The sequence below is a fragment of the Acinetobacter sp. GRABPA_MV_2 genome, assembly GCF_056725885.1.
In genome coordinates this window covers 57,420-76,169 of the sequence record NZ_JBWZNA010000011.1, presented here as the reverse complement: position 1 = coordinate 76,169, position 18,750 = coordinate 57,420, and the positions used below count along the sequence as shown (strand labels likewise).

The window sequence follows — 18,750 nt, the reverse complement described above, 5'->3', positions numbered from 1 at the left end:
CACTACTCTTGAGTAGTGACAGTTTATTGACATTGACAAAAAAATTTTCCAATAGCCTGTATTTCGTTTTGTAAAGATAGGTATCTCGATTAGAATAGCGCCAATTTGCAAAATTGCGGCGGACCTACACCCATGTCCAATCAACACTCTCAAGACCATCTTGACCTTGTTTATGGCTTAGATGATCGACCAAAACCTTTGATCGCTTTTTTAGCAGCTTTCCAGCATTTGCTTGCGATTATTGTACCAATTGTTACACCAGGGCTTTTAATTTGTTTAGCTTTAGGCGTATCACGCACAGAAACCAACATGATTTTATCGATGTCTTTGGTGATTTCGGGTATTGCTACATTTCTTCAATGTAAAAAAGTTGGCCCTTTTGGTGCTGGCCTTCTGATTGTACAAGGTACAAGCTTTAACTTTATTGGTCCAATTATTGGTATTGGTAGTGCAATGGTTGCCGCAGGAACGCCTGTAAACCAAGTTATGGCCGCAATTTTTGGTGTAGTAATTGCTGGCTCCTTTATTGAAATGGGTGTTTCGCAAATTCTTCCATGGGTAAAAAGACTAATTACTCCTTTGGTAACTGGAATTGTTGTTTTATTAATTGGCTTAACGCTTATTAAGGAAGGCTTGATTAGTATGGGTGGTGGCTACCAAGCCATGCAAGACCATACTTTTGCAAGTGCAGACAACCTTATTATGTCATGTACCGTACTTGCTATTATTATTGTGCTAAACCGTATCCGAGTGGTGTGGATTAAAAGCTCAGCAATTTTAATTGCTTTAGTGATTGGTTACATTCTTGCAGGATTTATGGGTTACCTAGATTTCTCAGGTATTAAAGATGCGCCTCTTGTACAGATTCCAACGCCGATGCATTTTGGTTTAAGCTTTTCTTGGGGCTTATTCATTCCAATGGCTTTTATTTATTTAGTCACATCTTTAGAAGCGATTGGTGATGTTACTGCGACCAGTAAACTTTCAAACCAACCCGTTAATGGCCCTGAATGGATGAAGCGTATTAAAGGTGGCGTTTTAGTGAATGGCGCGAACTCTTTACTCGCAGGCTTATTTAACACTTTCCCTAGTTCTGTTTTTGCTCAAAATAATGGTGTAATTCAACTCACTGGTGTAGCTAGTCGTTATGTGGGTATCTGGATTGCTGCTTTACTTATTTTATTAGGTTTATTTCCAGCAGTAGCCGGTGTAATACAAGCAGTTCCTCAAGCGGTTTTAGGTGGTGCAGTGATGGTCATGTTCGGTGCCGTGGCGGCATCAGGGATTAACATCCTCTCATCGATTCATTTAGATCGCCGAGCACTTTTAATTATCGCAATTTCACTTGCATTAGGTTTAGGTGTTGCTCAAGTTCCTCAAATTTTGGAACACCTACCAGAATTATTTAAAAATATTTTCAGCTCTGGCGTAGCGACAGGTGGTATAGCAGCATTAATTTTAAATGTTGTACTTCCTGAAACACACAAATAACTATTTTTTAATTTTGATTACTGCCCAGTTTCCACTGGGCATTCTTCTTCATGAGAGATGTACATGGATCCTAGAAGTGAAGTGGTATTAAGACAACAAGACTATTTAAAAGGTAGAATCTTGTTAATTAATGCACCGAATGATGCCTTAGTCAGTCAATTACCTACTGAGGTTGATGCGTCAGTCTGGACATGGAACTATGCCGACTACCAGAGCTTTATAAATAGTGGAACAAATGCGCATTTCTCAGTTGAGTTTCCATTGCAAGAATTCGATCAAGCGATCATTTTTGTTCCGAAATCTAAAGAACTGTTAAATTACATACTGCATGTCGTAATGAGCAATCTTAAAACTGCTCAGTCTGTTTTTTTAGTAGGTGAGAAAAAAGGTGGTGTTGAACGCGCTGCCAAACAATTACAAAGCTTCGGCAAAGTACTTAAACTTGATAGTGCACGTCACTGTCAGCTATGGCACTTAAAAATTGAAAAAACAGAACAGCTTAAACCTCTCGAAAGTTGGCTTAAAACTTACAATGTTCATGTTAATGAACAAGAGCTTACGATTTGTGCCCTTCCCGGTGTATTTAGCCAAAATCATCTAGATGTCGGAACAGCTGTTTTACTCCCTTATCTTAATCAGGTGAAATCAGGTAGAATTGCCGACTTCGGGTGTGGTGCTGGAATTATCAGTTGCTATTTGGCAAAAATAAATTCAAGTAATATTATTCATGCCCTAGATATTGATGCTTTCGCTTTACGGTCAACGGAAATGACTTTTAGTCGAAATGGAATAGGGTCAGACCAGTTGAGATTGCAGCCTGTCACAGGTATTGCAGACGCTCCAACAGAACTCGATGCCATTGTCAGTAATCCCCCTTTCCATCAAGGTATTCATACCAACTATGATGCAAGTGAAGGACTCTGCCAAAACGCTAAAAAACATTTAAAGGCATCAGGTGAGCTATGGATTGTAGCAAACCGTTTTTTAAACTATCCGATCTTAATTGAGAAGCACTTTGGTCAGTGCCAGATTAAAACTGATCTTCAAGGCTTTAAGGTGTTATATGCCTGTGCATAACAAACTATGTAAGGAATCTCCATGAGCGAAACACATGCTCCTGAAAAACTCCAGCGTAAGCTTGGGGCTCGTCATCTGAATATGATCGCCATTGGTGGTTCCATTGGTACAGGCCTCTTCCTTGCTTCTGGATCAACAATTGCAAATGCTGGTCCTGGTGGAGCGCTACTCGCCTACTCTCTGATTGGTATTATGATTTACTTCTTAATGACCAGCTTAGGCGAGCTTGCAACTCATACACCAACATCTGGCGCCTTTTTTACTTATGGCAGTCGTTATGTCGAAGAAGGCTTTGGTTTCGCTCTAGGCTGGAACTATTGGTATAACTGGGCAATTACAGTTGCATTCGAACTTGTTGCAGTCCAGTTTATTATGAAGTTCTGGTTCCCTGATATTCCGGGGTTCTATTGGAGTGCCCTATTCCTTGCCGTTATTTTTATGATTAACGCAATGACAGTAAAGGGATTTGGCGAAAGCGAATTCTGGTTCTCAATGGTAAAAGTGATTGCGATTGTTGCATTCATTATTATTGGCTTAGCCATGATCATCAAGATTATGCTAACTCCTGGTGTTGCAACATTCGGGAACTGGACTTACAAAGAGGCACCTTTTGTAGGCGGTTTACAAGCCATGATTGGTGTAGCAATGATTGCCGGATTCTCTTTCCAAGGAACTGAAATGGTTGGGGTTGCTGCTGGCGAATCAAAAGATCCAAAGAAGACAATTCCACTTGCAATCAAACAGATTTTCTGGCGAATCTTATTATTCTATATCCTATGTATTTTCATTATCGGCACTCTGATTGCCTATGATGATCCAAATTTATTGCAAGCAGCTGCCACTGAAGATATCGCACTTTCTCCGTTTACATTGCTTTATGAAAGAGTAGGCTTTGCTTTCGCTGCGGGGTTAATGAATGCTGTCATTCTTACCGCTATTTTATCAGCAGGTAATTCAGGCATGTATTCTTCAACTCGCATGTTGTTTAAAATGGCTCAAGAAGGCCGTGCACCAAAGTGGTTTGCAAAACTCGATGGTCGTGGCGTTCCGATGAATGCACTCTATGCCACCACATTTATTGCCGCTTTTTGCTTCTTGACGACTTTTATTGGAGAAAAGCAAGTATTTAACTGGCTACTCAATATGTCTGGTATGTGTGGTTTCATTGTTTGGTTAGGAATTGCGATTTCACACTATCGTTTCCGTAAAGGATATATTGCTCAAGGCTATAAATTAGAAGATTTAGCATATCGTGCCAAGTTTTTCCCATTTGCACCTTGGTTTGCATTTATTCTCTGTTCAATCATCATCTTAGGGCAGAACTATCAAGCCATTTTAGGTGGAAAAATCGATTGGTTAGGCTTACTTTCAACTTATATTAGCTTGCCATTGTTCTTGATCATTTGGTTAGGTTATAAGTGGAAAAATAAAACCAAATTGATCTCTTACGATCAAATGAACGTCAAACCTGAGCAAGATTAAAACTCGTCATTAAAGTAAATCGAAGATCAAAAGCTTGATCTTCGATTTAAAAAGCGTAAAATGCCGTTCAGATTTTCAACGGCACTTTTAAATAAGGAGGACATCATGCCATTAGTACAAGGTAAAACAGATTAAATAATTTGGCACGATGTCAGCTCACGGACAAGTGTACAAATTCACACCACTTGTCCGAATGCTTAAATTTAAAACCTAGCATTCGCTAGGTTTTTTTATGCCTACTCGGACAAAAATAAGAGAAAAATTATGGGCATACAAAAAATATTAAACGAAGAGGCACTCTATGGTGTTCCGGTTAAAATTTTCACTCCAGATATAGATAGTGAAAGTATAGAACAACTCAAAAAAATGGCTCAGCTGCAATTCATCTATTCTCACATTGCAGTTATGCCTGATGTGCATGTGGGTAAAGGCGCTACTGTAGGTAGTGTTATTCCAACCAAACACGCCATTATTCCTGCTGCTGTAGGAGTTGACATTGGATGTGGGATGAATGCAATTCGCTTGAGTTTAAAGGCTTCGCATTTACCTGATAACTTAAGTCGTTTGCGTGATGCAATTGAACGTAAAGTCCCTGTTGGCTTTGCTTTGCATAAACAAGTCAAAGCGAAAGCTTCTAGCATTATTCCACTTGAAAAACGCTTAGAACCAATTATCAAAAAGCATCCTGGTCTTGTCCGAATGCTTCGACAATTTGATACAACATGGCAAAAGCAACTTGGGACTTTGGGTGGTGGTAATCACTTTATAGAGTTATGTATTGATGAGAATCAAGACGTATGGGTAATGCTACATTCAGGTAGCAGAGGGCTTGGTAATGTTATTGGTACTTACTTTATTGAGTTAGCCAAAAAAGAAGCTCAGCATCGCTTTGGCCATGTACCTGATAAAGACTTAAGTTATTTTGCTGAAGGCTCAAAAAGTTTTGATGATTATGTAGAAGCTGTAGAGTGGGCACAAGAATATGCTTTTGAAAACCGTAAAGAGATGATGCGATTAATTTTAGAAGCGATCCGCCCTCTTCTCCCTTCTTTTCAAATGACAAAAGAAGCGATTAATTGTCATCATAATTATGTAAGCCGTGAAACACATTTTGGCGAAAACTTATTGATTACCCGAAAAGGTGCAATTAGAGCGGGCTTAGATGAGCTAGGTATTATTCCTGGTTCAATGGGAGCACGATCTTATATTGTTAAAGGCAAAGCAAATCCTGAATCATTTTGTTCTTGTTCCCATGGAGCTGGTCGCAAGATGAGCAGAAGTAAAGCAAAAGTTCTTTTTAATCAGCAAGATCTTATTGAACAAACCCAAGGTATTGAGTGCCGTAAAGACAGCGGAGTAGTAGATGAAATCCCAAGTGCTTATAAAGATATTGATGAAGTTATAGCAAATCAGACTGACCTCATTGAAGTTATTCACACTCTTAAACAAGTTTTATGTATTAAAGGTTAAAGCATGAAAATTAAAGAAATGCCAAAGATCAAAGTTCGTAATCAAGTGGCTCTTTCCCCTTTACTTCACAAAGGTGGAATGCATGAAACGGAGAAACCTCGTGCACAGCATCGTAGAGATAGACAAGATACTAAACAGCAATTGAAAAAAGGTGTGTGGTAAATATTTTAAGTAATGATTGAAAAAATTAAGAATAAGGAGATTTACAAATGACTAATTATTTTAAAAATTGCAATAAAAAAAGCGACTCTAACGAGTCGCTTTTTTACTGTTCAAAAACTCAAATTATTGAGCTTGTTGACCAGGTTGAACAACTACAGTACGGCTACCAGTGATTGTCGCGAATACACGACGGTTCATAGCACGACCTTCTTTAGTTTTGTTGTCAGCAATCGGTTGATCCCAAGCGAAGCCTTGAGTAGACAAACGAGATGCATCAACGTTGTATTCGTTTACAAGAGCTGATTTAACAGAGTTAGCACGAGCTAAAGATAAACGTTCGTTCAACTTACGTGGACCAGTGTTATCTGTGTGACCTTCGATACGTGCAGTAGCGTTAGGGTATTCAGTTAACTTCTCAGCAACTTTAGCGATTTCTGGCTTGTATTGGTCTTTGATGTTTGATTTGTTAGTATCAAAGAACACACGAAGTTCCATGTTAAGATCTTCAGTTAACTCTTGTGGTTGTGGAGCAACTGGAGTTGGTTCAACTGGAGCAACTTCTACTACAGGAGCAGCAGGCTTCAAGTGACCACCAAGAACTACGTTTAAACCAGCAAGAGCTGTATAACGCCAGTATTTCTCATCAAAATCATAAGTACCACGAGCTTCTGTACGAAGTGATAATGCATCATTCAAACGATAGAAAGCACCTACACCGGCATTACCGATAGTATCTTTCTTGTCTTCATAGATACCATCAAACTCAGTTTTAGTTTGACCTGCACCTAATAATACATACGGCTTGAATTTGCTGTCGTAGTTCTTAGTGATTAAATCTGAGGTAGCGTAGAAGTTACCAGCAATAGTTTTTTGCTTATATTCAGAACCAGCTACGCCAGTACCTTCAAGATCACCTTTAACTTGGTTATATTCAGCTTCGAAACCTAACCAAGGAGTTAATTCAACACCTAGTGCAGCACCAACGAATAAATCATCTTGTAATTCAGCATGACTTGTTAATTTATCGTTGTTGTGGTCACTATCCTGCCAAGTATAACCTACTAGTAAAGGAGTAACAGTTACGCCCGCATTAGCAGCAGCTAATGGAGCAGCGACAAGCATAGCAAGTGCAATACGACTCAATTTCATGGATATCCTCCAGAGATAACAATTGTTGTTCAAGCTCAGCCTAAATTTATTGGCCCCTGAGATATTTTTACCCCAGTATTATTTTTAAGCTATTCACATTTGAATCATACAAACACTTGATAGACTTTCCAAGTGCTTGATAATTTTAATCAAGTAAATTATTGACAAAATTACTTACAATTTCCGTTGTAATTCGGTAATTTTTCACTCAACTAGCAAATATGAACAACTTCTTTCTTTCGCTTACGGTGATTTTACCAGTATTCTAGCATCCTGATAACCTTTATTTAATTTTGTGTTTCCTCACTATAAAAATCATTATAAATCATTGATAGAAAGCATAAAATCAAAATATTTCTTCATATATTAAGGAATTTTAATGTTTAAATCTCCCGGTTTCACGTTGGTGGAATTCATAATAACGCTCGCAATTTTTATGATTATGGTCACTATAGCGCTACCTTTATACCATCAATTTATGGCTTCTGTAGAATTAAAAAATTCGTCTCGACTACTCACAATTCATATACAAAAAGCCAAATACGACGCAATTCTACGACATAAAAATGTCGTACTTTGCCCAAGTGTTGATTTGTCTATTTGTAATAGTAACTGGGATACAAGCCTTATAAGTTTTGTAGACATAAATCAGAATCTACAAAGAGAAAATAATGAGGAAATATTATCCAATGTTGAACTTGACCATCACTATGGTTCTTTAAAATTTCAAAAGTTTGGAAAAAATCTAAATAGTATTGTATTTCAGGGCGACACAGGCCTCCCACGTGAATCTAACGGTACTTTTACTTATTGTTCTTATAATCAGCTTAAAAACTTTAAATTAGTCCTCAGCAAAATGGGACACACGCGTTTAGAAGACATTAAAAATTGTTAGAACTCTACAGTCTAATGCAGAAGATATCTCTCTTTAATTTTTGCAATATACTGCCTAGGTTTTAAACATTTCTTATTTTGAGATTAAGAACAATCGGAGATTACAACAATGACTGACATCGTAATTGTGAATGGTGCTCGTACTGCCATGGGTGGTTTTCAAGGATCACTATCAGGACTTACAGCGCCTGAATTAGGTGCTGTAACGATTAAAGAAGCTATCGCACGAGCAGGTTTACAGCCTACTGATGTCGAAGAAGTTATTATGGGCTGTGTTCTTCCTGCTGGTTTAAAACAAGGCCCTGCTCGTCAAGCAATGCGTAAAGCTGGTTTACCGGACTCTACAGGTGCCGTAACGATTAACAAGCTGTGTGGCTCTGGCATGAAAGCTGTTATGCAAGCCGCTGATATGATTAAAGCAGGTAGTGCTGAAGTTGTTGTTGCTGGCGGTATGGAGTCTATGACAAATGCACCTTATGTTTTACCAAAAGCACGAGCTGGCTACCGTATGGGCCATGGTGAAATTAAAGATCATATGTTCTTTGACGGGCTTGAAGATGCTGAAACGGGGCGTTTAATGGGTTCGTTTGCTCAAGATATGGCCAATACTCGTGGCTATACACGTGAACAAATGGATGACTTTGCGATTCGCTCTTTGAAACGTGCTCAAACAGCAATTACTGAAGGCTATTTTAAAGATGAAATCGTTCCAGTTACCGTACCTAGTCGTAAAGGTGACGTCGTTGTTGATCAGGATGAACAACCTTTAAATGCTAAAATTGATAAAATTCCTTCACTCAAACCAGCTTTTGCAAAAGACGGTACAATTACCGCGGCGAATGCAAGTTCTATTTCGGATGGTGCGTCTGCATTAGTATTAACTTCATGTGAAGTTGCAGCACAGCGCGGTTTACAACCACTTGCGAAAATTATCGCGACAGCGTCAAACTCTCAGCATCCTTCAGAATTTACGATCGCTCCAGTTGGTGCTATTGAAAAAGTTCTTAAAAAAGCGGGATGGAATGCTCAAGACGTCGATCTTTGGGAAATTAACGAAGCTTTTGCTATGGTTACAATGTGTCCAATTGATGATTTCAAACTTGATGCTGAGAAAGTGAATATCAATGGTGGTGCTTGCGCCCTAGGTCATCCAGTAGGTTCTACGGGTTCTCGTATTATTCTTACTCTTATTCACGCACTCAAACGTACTGGCGGTAAAAAAGGTATTGCTGCACTCTGTATCGGTGGTGGTGAGGCAACAGCGGTTGCAATTGAACTCATTTAATCCAGATTCATTATTTTTAAATCCCACTTCGGTGGGATTTTTTATGAAAAAACTACAAAAAATGACCCACAAAATCACTTTTAAGTTTTAACTTATTCCTTTAAACGAAAACAATAATGGACAATAACAATGCAACTCAATCACTATCTCAATTTCCAAGGTCAGGCAGAGCAAGCTTTTAATTTTTATAAGTCAGTATTTGGCGGTGAATTCGGTATGTTAAGCCGATATGGTGATATGCCACCTACCGAGGGCGTGACTCTATCTGAAGCTGACAAAAATCTAGTTCTGCATGTGTCTCTACCAATTAATGAATACACTGTGCTTATGGCCTCAGATACAAATGATCAGTTCTGTGCCCCTAACAGCGTTTTTACCCAAGGAAATAATCACTACATTTCGATCAATCTCGAAAAAGATGAGCAAGAAAAAGCAAAACAACTTTTTGATGCTTTATCTATTAATGGTCAAATTGAAATGCCTTTAGAAAAAACGTTCTGGGGTGCATTGTACGGTGCTTTTACCGATCAGTTCGGTATAAAGTGGATGATTAACTGTCAGCTTGACACCTAATATTTTCAATATTTAGCCCTTATAGAGATACTTACTATTTCTATAAGGGCTTTAAACATCGATATTGGAATATTGCGCAATAATCATTAGACCTACAGTAATAAAACCAATTCCCACCCATCCTGCCATATCAATATTCTGACCAAGAAAAATCTTTGCCAAAAAAGCTGTTGCTAATACACCTATCCCAGACCAAAGCACATATAAGATTCCAGCTTGCATATATTTCAAAGCAATAGCAGCGCATGCAAAAGAAATAATATACAAAACCAGAGCAATGCCCTGCGCTGTTTTATTGACTAAGCCATTCCCCTTAGCAGAATAAAATGTTGAGAGTACATCTGTCGCAATAGCAAAAAGTAGCCACCAAGCACCAGGATTTATTTTTGAAATTAAACCAAACATTTTTGTTCTTCAGTTGAGTCATTTAAAAATTATTCATAAAAAAAGCTGAACCTGAGTTCAGCCTTTATATTTAAAAACTATTTAAGCACCAGTTTGATAACTTGCTTGCGGTACGGCTGTTGAAGCTTGATATGGGTTGGTAAAGTCTTGCAAACCAGCTGCCGCTTCTTGCACATCTTTACCTTCTTTAATCACAAAACTATCAAAACCTGAACGTTTTAAGTAGTTTAAGACATCCTTAAACACATCACCAGTTGCACGCAATTCACCTTGGAAACCTTGGCGACGCAATAGTGCAGCGAATGAATAACCACGACCATCACCAAAGCCTGCAAACTCAATGAAGATTGCATCAAGTTCACTTAATGGAAATGTGTGCTCTTCAGGTGAATCATTTACAGTTACATACAAAGCTTTTTTGCCTTGAACGTTAGCTAATTGATCCAATTGAGCTGTTGTGACCACAACATCACCTTGGGGAATAACACCATCTTCAGCAATGATTTGATAAGTATTATCTGCAATCGTGCCATCTTTATAAAGCACTGGTAGAGCTGTATTAAGCATATGCACGCTCCTTAAATGGTTGAATTCCTACACGGCGATATGTATCAACAAAACGCTCACCTTCAGTACGCAAATCAAGATAAGTATTTAATACTTCTTCAATGACATCAGGCACAGCATCTGCTGCAAATGATGGCCCTAAGATGTCACCGATTGATGCATCATGATCAGAATTACCACCTAATGTAATTTGGTAGAATTCAGCGCCTTTCTTATCTACACCTAAAATACCGATGTTACCTACGTGGTGATGACCACAAGCATTCATACAACCAGAAATATTTAGATCTAAATGACCAAGATCATAAACTTTGTCTAAGTCATCAAAACGACGTGTAATCGCTTCAGCAATTGGAATTGATTTTGCATTTGCAAGCGAACAGAAATCACCGCCCGGGCAACTAATGATATCGGTAATAAAACCAATATGTGCACGCGCCATATTTTGTTGTTCAAGCGCTTGCCATACATCAAACAAATCCTTTTGGGGTACATCTGCCAAAGCAATGTTTTGTTCATGAGTCGTGCGAAGTTCACCGAATGTATATTTATCAGCAAGGTCTGCAATAAAATTCATTTCTTCGGTGGTCATATCACCTGGTGCAATACCTGCACGTTTTAAAGAAATCGTAACAATACGATAGCCCTTCACTTTATGCGCATGTGTGTTGATATTAAACCACTGTTTGAATTTTGGATGCTCAGCAAATAAACCTGTGAAGTCTTCATCTGCTAAATCTTGATAGTCAAATGGTGTGAATTCTTCATCCAGTTTTTTCAAGATTTCTGGCTGAATCTTCAATGCTTCACGTATATGTTCGAATTCAGCTTCAACTTTTTGTGCAAACACTTCAGGAGTTAATGCCTTAACTAGAATTTTGATACGCGCTTTATATTTGTTATCACGACGACCATGCAAGTTATAAACACGTAAAACCGCTTCTAAGTAAGCAATTAAATCTTCACGTGGTAAAAACTCGCGGATAACGCTACCAATGATTGGGGTACGGCCTAAACCACCACCAGCCATAATTTTGTAGCCAATTTCACCCGCTTCATTACGCACGATATAAACACCAATATCGTGGAATGCAGTTGCCGCACGATCTTTTTCTTCAAGTGCAGAAACAGCAATTTTGAACTTACGTGGCAAGAATGCAAATTCTGGGTGGAATGTACTCCACTGACGAATCAACTCACATGTTGGACGTGGGTCTGCAATTTCACCAGCAACCACACCTGCATATTGGTCAGTTGTCGTGTTACGAATACAGTTACCACTGGTTTGAATGGCATGCATTTGTACAGTTGCAAGTTCAGCCAAAATGTCTGGCACATCTTCAAGTGCAGGCCAGTTTAATTGAATGTTTTGACGCGTAGATACATGTGCATAACCACGGTCATAAGCAGTTGAAACTTCGGCAACTTTACGTAATTGTTTAGAATTCATTAAGCCATACGGCACAGCTATACGCAGCATAGGCGCATAACGTTGCACATATAAACCATTTTGCAAACGTAATGGACGATATTCATCTTCAGAAAGTTTGCCAGCTAAATAGCGTTCTGTTTGATCACGGAACTGAGCAACTCGTTCATTAACCAGCTGCTGGTCGAAATCGGTATATAAATACATGGCGTATGGCTAGTAGATTCATTATTAAGGCGGATAGCATAGCGAGCTTTTATTCATCAATAAAATGCTTTTTTTGCATATTTAATAGCGGTTTTATTGATAAGCTTTAATATAAATCGACATAAAAAAGCCCGGATAAATCCAGGCCCTTTCTATAAAAGCTTTTTATTTGTTATCTGGTAAAGCATAAGCCACTAAATAGTCGCCCATTTTCGTACCAAATGAACCATGACCACCAGCCATGATTACAACATATTGCTTACCATTGATTTCATAAGTCATTGGTGTTGCTTGTCCACCTGCTGGTAAACGCGCTTCCCAAAGTTTCTTACCATTCGTGACGTTAAACGCACGTAAGTAGTTATCTTGAGTTGCACCAACAAACATAACATTACCGGCAGTAGAAATTGAACCACCTAAACCAGGCACACCAATTTTCACAGCTGGTAACTGGAACAAGTTCGGCAAGCTGTCACGAATTGTACCAATACGTTTTTTCCATACCACTTCATGAGTTTTCAAATCAACGCCAGCTACATAGCCCCAAGCCGGTTGTTTACAAGGTAAACCAAGCGGAGATAAGAATGCGCTAATTTCAACACCATACGGTACGCCGTACATCGGTTGTACGCCCTGCTCAGTTCCTGCACCTTTTGCAGTTTGTGCACGGTTTGGATCAGCAGGAATTAAACGACTTACGAATGGCAGACCAATCGGGTTCATTACAGCAACCTGACGATCAGGATTAACTGACATACCGCCCCATTCAAACACACCCAAGTTACCAGGGAAAACTAAAGTACCGTTTTCAGATGGTGGCGTATAAATACCATCGTAATTTAGACGTTTGAAAGATACACGACACATGAGCTGATCAAGCATAGTGGCACCCCACATGTCTTTATCAGTCAATTTATCTTGTGGTGCCAAGTTCAAGTCAGAGAATGGCTGAGTTTTTGAATAGAACTCACCTTTAGTTTGTGGTCCACGTTTAACTGTTTGTGGAACTGGTTTCTCAGTTACAGGAACAATCGGTTGACCATTACGGCGATCAAGCACAAAGGCATTACCTGTTTTCGTCAATACATAGATTGCAGGAACAGTTTGGCCAGCTTTGTTTTTGATATCGGCTAAAGATGGTTGTGATGGTACGTCCATATCCCATAAATCATGATGGGTTGTCTGGAAGTTCCACACTAATTTACCAGTAGAAGCATTAATCGCTAACATTGAGTTTGCATAACGCTCTTTCAGCTCGGTACGGTCACCACCCCAGATGTCTGGTGTACCTACACCTGTTGGTACATAAACGATATCAAGTTTTGCATCGTATGCTAAAGGTGCCCACGCGTTTGGTGAGTTATGAACAAAAGTAGTACCTTCGCCCGGCATCGCATTTGGATCTGCTGCGCCAGTATCAAATACCCAAAGAAGTTTACCAGTGTTAACGTCATATCCACGAATCACACCAGATGGCTCTTTATTTGAGTAGTTATCTGTTACAGAACCTGCAATCACGACAGTTGAACCAGTCACGATACCAGGAGATGTCGGGTTGTAACCGCCTGGATACGCATATGGCATGAACTCTTGCAAGTTCACTTCACCATTTTGACCAAAGTCAGTACATGCTTTACCAGTGTCAGCATTTACAGCCACTAAACGACCATCGTTGACTGGTACAAATACCTTACGTGGACATTGTGTAGAGCTAGATTTCTTGCTTTGAAGACTCGTTGCAAATTCAGTTGTATTGTTTGCATCGTAGTACATCACACCACGACAAGTTAAATGCTGGAACGATTTATCCGTTTTAAGTTTCGGATCAAAACGCCATTTTTCTTTACCTGTAGCAGGATCAATCGCAATTAACTGCTGGTGAGCTGTACAGATAAACATGTTATTACCGATTTTAATCGGTGTAACCTGATTAGTCGTTTCGCCAGAGTCGTTATCTGTCTTAAGATCGCCAGTACGTAAAGTCCAAGCAACTTTCAAGTCTTTTACGTTTTGATCATTGATCTGTTTCAATGGAGAATAACGCACACCTGCTTGAGTACGACCATAAGCTGGCCAATCACTTTCAGCAACACCAGGCACGGCTTGAGCTGTTTCTGGTTGAGGTGTTTTGATTTCACCATTAATTTCTTGCGGATCATTGAAGATAGAATAAACCATCAACACGATTGCAATTGCTAAAGTTGAAGATAAGGCAACCTTACTTGATCCAAGGTTGTTGATTCCACGAGTTACAGCCGGAACCAATAACCATAAACCAAGAATACCTAAAATATCTAAACGTGGTGCAAGCGCCCAAAAGTCTGTTCCAACTTCCCAGACACTCCAGATAATAGTTCCTAGCATTAATGCAGCATAAACCCACAAAGCAGTAGAAGCACGCTTGTAAAGTTGCCATGCAACAATGAGGAGTAATACTCCAGCTATAATGTAGTAAATTGAACCGCCTAGTGTAGCGAGCCAAATACCTCCAATTAACAGGAATAACGCCAGTAACCCAATAATAATTACGGTAAAAGTCGTTAAACCTGATCTTGAAGTAGGTTGATTCATAAACCACCTCTTATCAATCATCATTTTTATAGGAAAGATGTGCCAAGAATCTTATAGAAAAATGGCATCACCAATACATCTAAAACAAATTCAGGCATCAAGAAAAAACGGAAGGTCAGGATAATTCAATTAATGAGTTAGCCCTCGACAATCCGTTTTTCGGAGTAATTACGCTTAGAATGCAGTTGAGAATTTAATACCGCCAACCCAAGTGTTATCACCATTTTTTAATGCGCCAACATGACGAACATATTGCACATTTGGACGAATAGTTAACCAGTTAGTGGCATGAATACCGTAGTAAAGCTCGGTATTGTATTCGGTGTCATATTCTTTAGTTTGAACATCGTTCCAATCATCATTGATATGGATACGAGCAACACCGAGTGCCAATTCATCTTGAGGACGTTGATTGAGCAAACCTTTATAGACCAAGCCTACATTTTGCATGTTATCAATTTTGTTGGTATCAGAGTCGTGGAAAGTCAGGTTCACAAAACCTGTTAAACCGCGATCTGTTTGATCAGCAGGCTGGAATAATTTTTGTTTTGCAGTTATCCAAACACCTTGTTTATGAGAGTTTTTGGTTTCATCTGCAATTTCTTTGGCATCAGCGGTGCTGTAGTAATAACCTAAACGGTATTCACCCGCCATACTTTGAGCACCTAATTTAGGTGACCAAACCACTTCGGCAGGAATAATTGCACCGTGAGAACCATCAGTACTTAAGTTAAAACCTTTGCCTCGCTCCAGATTTTCTGGATTATATTCATATACACCAACTTGAGTATATAAGTCAGGTTGCAAGTTATATTTAACACGCATTGCCCATTGGCTAACCGGCCAGTTATACCACTGATCACCCACCCAGTTACCGACTTGCGAACCACAAAGCGCTAAATTCTGGAAATCACAGTCAAAACTGTTAAAGTCTTCACCTTCACCAAAACGACCGACTTTAACGTCTAATTTTTGATCCATGAATTTTTTCTTAATCCATAAATCGGTTAAACGCCAAGTTTGCTCACGCCCCCACACTTCTTGTACCGAGCTTAAGTGCCCTGCTAAAGCTGGTGAATGTTCAGAAAGGGACTGTCCATCACGATATGTTAATGTGATTTGAGCTTCAGTATCTTGCCAACCTAAAATTTTATTTAGGTCAAAATGAGTTCCTAATGCCAGTTGCCCCGTATAAGCACTACCATGCGTAGATGTATTTTTTGAATCTAAAATACCGGCATATTCGCCGGTATATCCAAAAGAAAAATCATAACCTTGTGCTTGTAACGCGGTGCGTTGACCGTTCCAATCACCCAACATCCAAGGACTATTTGGGTCGAATGCAGCAGCAGCTTGTGCATGCTGTATAAAAAGAGTAATTGATAAAACGGATAAACAGGAAGCCATCAAGGATTTATGTGTTTTCATGTTTACATACCTTTTATGTCTTTGTTTATTAAGGGTACGCTAATTTTATGTAAAGAAATTATTCAAAATGTTAATCAATTGATTAATCTAATAATAATCTTAATACACATTGTATGAAAAATGGCCTCAGCTGTTTACCACTGCCCTTCACCAAGTTTTTGACCAATAAAGGAATATCTCATTTCCGATCTTGAAAACTTAATTGGACAAGCCAATTGTGGTTCTGTAACCGTCGCATTATTTTGCAAAGGTACATCCACAATCCATCCACGTTCTTGTGCTAAAGGCGAGTTTAAGGACTCTGTTAAGCTTAAAACAGGTTCTACACACACATCAAGATTTGCAAAAATTTCATGCCATTCTTTAAATGATTTCGTTTTGATTTTCTCTTGAATGGCTTGTTTAACTTCCTGTCTGTCTTCTACATCTAAGGAAGCACCTTTTTGTAATAATAAAGGCAAATCAAGCGCCACTGATAAACCAGACATAAATTGTGGCTCAAGACTACCTATTGAAAAATAACGGCCATCTTGAGTCATATAATAGTCATAGAAAATGCCACCATTGAGCATGCCATGCTCAGGTGCCTGTTCAACCTGTGCAGCAAGTGTGGCGGATGCCGCCATACTATTTAGGCTAGCAACACAATCGGTCATAGAAATATCAATATATTGTCCCATTCCACTACGTCCGCGTTCGACGACCGCAGCTAAAATCGCAATGACAGCATGAAGTGAACCACCTGCAATGTCTGCAACCTGAATACCGAGCGGTGGCGGACCACTGTCTTGTCGGCCGCTATATCCAGCAATACCAGCTAAAGCTAAATAGTTAATGTCATGCCCAGCCCTGTCTTTATAGCTTCCTGTTTGTCCATATCCTGTAATTGAACAATAAATGAGACGCGGGTTAATTTCGGCAAGTGTCGCGTAGTCTAGTCCGAGACGGCGCATGACATCAGGTCGGAACTGCTCTATGACAATATCAAACTCAGAAATTTTGGCTTTAATTAGATCAATACTCGCCTTATCCTTTAAATCCAGAACAATCGACTGTTTATTTCGGTTTAGATAACTATGTGCTGTTGCTTGACCATTTGCGTATGGCGGCATGATTCGGATTAAATCAGGACGTGATGGAGATTCGATATGGATGACTTCTGCCCCCATATCGGCTAAATACATTGTGGCAAAAGGTCCTGGTAAGAGCGTCGAGAAATCGAGAACTTTAAGTCCATTTAATGCTGTCGTCATCGTATTTTTAACCACTATTATTCGAATTTTCTTTTATATTAGTTAAGCAAATATTCTAAAACAATGTCATGTTCAGCCATTTACCTTGATCATTTCGGCAATTTAACATGTAAAAAGTGCTTTTACTCTGTTGTAAATCGCCAATTTATTTTTTTAGACGGTCATTTAGGTCAATTTAAAGTGAACATCAAAGAGACTGAAGGATTCAATATGAGTCGCGATACGATTAGCATCCACTTCGTGAATGCGGCTTTGACAGGCGTAAAACGCCTTGGCATGGATGTTGAAATGCTCCTTTCACATGTGGGTATTGAAGCGGAATTATTACGTCAACCTAAAGCTCGAATCTCACCAGAACAATACACTCGATTTATAAAAATGTTGTGGATGGTCACACAGGATGAACACGTTGGATTTGACGTACAACCGCGTCGTCTGGGCACTTTTGCCATTATGTGTCAGTTGATTATTCACGCAAAAACATTGGGCCAAGCCCTTGAACTGTCATCTCAATTCTACAAACTATTTGGCGATGAATGGTCTGTAACTCTAGAGCGTGACAAACATGAAGCACGTCTAGTTCCTCTCATTCCGAAAACTTTAGATCCAGACCATTTCATTACTGAAAGTATGCTCATGATTTGGCACGGTCTAGCATCATGGTTGATTGAACGTCGTTTGCCATTAGAGCGCGTTCATTTTAGCTATCCACGTCCTGCACATGCAGATGAATATGATGCATTATTTTTTGCACCAGTCATGCAGTTTGATGCACCACGTACTGAAATTACCTTTGCAGCTGATTATCTTGATTTACCAATCCGCCAAGATGAAAAAACGCTAGAAGAATTCTTAAAAGCAGCTCCTGCTCAGCTTTTAGTGAAATTCAAAAACACCAACTCGCTAACTTCTCGTATTCGTGAAGTACTCAAAAGCCAAATTGGTGAAGAAATGCCAACGCTTAATGACGTTGCATCAATGTTATATTTATCTCCTCAAACCTTACGCCGCCGCTTGGCTGCCGAAGGTAAAAGCTATCAAGGCGTAAAAGATGCTTTACGCCGAGATGCTGCAATTCACTTGTTACTCAACCCTGAGTTAACGCTTGAAGATGTTGCTCAACAAGTTGGGTTTAGTGAAACCAGTACATTCCACCGTGCATTTAAAAAGTGGACGGGTGTAACCCCTGGCTTATATCGCCAGCTACATGGTTATCACTAATTCTCAAATCTATTTAAGTTTCACATTTAGCCCAAGTTCAACTTGGGCTTTTTTGTATTTCTATTGGCAAAAATCATCACCTGACT

General features: G+C 39.3%; 16 protein-coding genes. 9 read left to right on the top strand and 7 right to left on the bottom strand.

Features of this window, described 5'->3' with window-relative positions:
* The first annotated feature begins 132 nt into the window (after positions 1-132).
* The 5 genes from ACXM0J_RS11220 to ACXM0J_RS11200 all read left to right on the top strand — a co-directional run bounded on the left by ACXM0J_RS11220 (position 133) and on the right by ACXM0J_RS11200 (position 5,682).
* Positions 133-1,491, top strand: a complete 1,359-nt coding sequence (locus ACXM0J_RS11220) for a uracil-xanthine permease family protein (RefSeq protein WP_002116159.1) — start codon at positions 133-135, stop codon at positions 1,489-1,491.
* 63 nt (positions 1,492-1,554) lie between these two features.
* Positions 1,555-2,568 carry a methyltransferase gene (locus tag ACXM0J_RS11215; RefSeq protein WP_069036186.1) on the top strand — a complete coding sequence of 338 codons (1,014 nt, stop codon included), beginning with the start codon at positions 1,555-1,557 and terminating at the stop codon, positions 2,566-2,568.
* Positions 2,569-2,589: 21 nt separating this feature from the next.
* A complete protein-coding gene (locus ACXM0J_RS11210; protein ID WP_086265197.1) occupies positions 2,590-4,050 on the top strand; it encodes an amino acid permease in 1,461 nt (486 codons plus the stop codon).
* Positions 4,051-4,314: 264 nt separating this feature from the next.
* A complete protein-coding gene (locus ACXM0J_RS11205) occupies positions 4,315-5,520 on the top strand; it encodes an RtcB family protein (protein WP_086265198.1) in 1,206 nt (401 codons plus the stop codon).
* Positions 5,521-5,523: 3 nt separating this feature from the next.
* A complete protein-coding gene (locus ACXM0J_RS11200; protein WP_057104707.1) occupies positions 5,524-5,682 on the top strand; it encodes a hypothetical protein in 159 nt (52 codons plus the stop codon).
* Positions 5,683-5,805: 123 nt separating this feature from the next.
* Here ACXM0J_RS11200 and omp38 read toward each other — a convergent pair whose 3' ends face one another.
* Positions 5,806-6,831, bottom strand: coding sequence for an outer membrane protein Omp38 (omp38, locus tag ACXM0J_RS11195; protein ID WP_017385600.1), 1,026 nt, complete (start codon positions 6,829-6,831; stop codon positions 5,806-5,808).
* A 379-nt stretch (positions 6,832-7,210) separates the two neighbouring features.
* Here omp38 and ACXM0J_RS11190 point away from each other — a divergent pair, with 379 nt between their 5' ends.
* The 3 genes from ACXM0J_RS11190 to ACXM0J_RS11180 all read left to right on the top strand — a co-directional run bounded on the left by ACXM0J_RS11190 (position 7,211) and on the right by ACXM0J_RS11180 (position 9,583).
* Positions 7,211-7,726: a GspH/FimT family pseudopilin gene (locus tag ACXM0J_RS11190; protein ID WP_086265199.1), complete on the top strand. Its 516-nt coding sequence runs from the start codon at positions 7,211-7,213 to the stop codon at positions 7,724-7,726.
* 108 nt (positions 7,727-7,834) lie between these two features.
* Positions 7,835-9,010, top strand: coding sequence for a thiolase family protein (locus ACXM0J_RS11185; RefSeq protein WP_086265200.1), 1,176 nt, complete (start codon positions 7,835-7,837; stop codon positions 9,008-9,010).
* 129 nt (positions 9,011-9,139) lie between these two features.
* Entirely contained in the window at positions 9,140-9,583 is a 444-nt protein-coding gene (locus tag ACXM0J_RS11180; RefSeq protein ID WP_086265201.1) for a VOC family protein, read from the top strand.
* Between the two features lie 51 nt (positions 9,584-9,634).
* Here ACXM0J_RS11180 and ACXM0J_RS11175 read toward each other — a convergent pair whose 3' ends face one another.
* The 6 genes from ACXM0J_RS11175 to ACXM0J_RS11150 all read right to left on the bottom strand — a co-directional run bounded on the left by ACXM0J_RS11175 (position 9,635) and on the right by ACXM0J_RS11150 (position 17,443).
* Positions 9,635-9,988 (bottom strand): DMT family transporter, encoded by a 354-nt coding sequence (locus ACXM0J_RS11175; protein WP_086265202.1) that lies wholly within the window; start codon positions 9,986-9,988, stop codon positions 9,635-9,637.
* Positions 9,989-10,069: 81 nt separating this feature from the next.
* Positions 10,070-10,555 carry a DUF934 domain-containing protein gene (locus ACXM0J_RS11170; RefSeq protein WP_002116122.1) on the bottom strand — a complete coding sequence of 162 codons (486 nt, stop codon included), beginning with the start codon at positions 10,553-10,555 and terminating at the stop codon, positions 10,070-10,072.
* On the bottom strand, positions 10,548-12,191 hold the full coding sequence (locus tag ACXM0J_RS11165; protein WP_086265203.1) for a nitrite/sulfite reductase: 1,644 nt from the start codon (positions 12,189-12,191) through the stop codon (positions 10,548-10,550). Before ACXM0J_RS11165 ends, ACXM0J_RS11170 begins: the two co-directional genes overlap by 8 nt.
* Before the next feature lie 165 nt (positions 12,192-12,356).
* A complete protein-coding gene (locus ACXM0J_RS11160; RefSeq protein ID WP_017400275.1) occupies positions 12,357-14,762 on the bottom strand; it encodes a glucose/quinate/shikimate family membrane-bound PQQ-dependent dehydrogenase in 2,406 nt (801 codons plus the stop codon).
* 174 nt (positions 14,763-14,936) lie between these two features.
* Positions 14,937-16,169: a carbohydrate porin gene (locus tag ACXM0J_RS11155; protein ID WP_086265246.1), complete on the bottom strand. Its 1,233-nt coding sequence runs from the start codon at positions 16,167-16,169 to the stop codon at positions 14,937-14,939.
* A 155-nt stretch (positions 16,170-16,324) separates the two neighbouring features.
* A complete protein-coding gene (locus ACXM0J_RS11150; RefSeq protein ID WP_086265204.1) occupies positions 16,325-17,443 on the bottom strand; it encodes a CaiB/BaiF CoA transferase family protein in 1,119 nt (372 codons plus the stop codon).
* Positions 17,444-17,653: 210 nt separating this feature from the next.
* On the opposite strand from ACXM0J_RS11150, the gene ACXM0J_RS11145 reads away from it, so the two are divergent.
* Positions 17,654-18,664, top strand: a complete 1,011-nt coding sequence (locus ACXM0J_RS11145; RefSeq protein WP_002116561.1) for an AraC family transcriptional regulator — start codon at positions 17,654-17,656, stop codon at positions 18,662-18,664.
* The last annotated feature ends 86 nt before the right edge of the window (positions 18,665-18,750 follow it).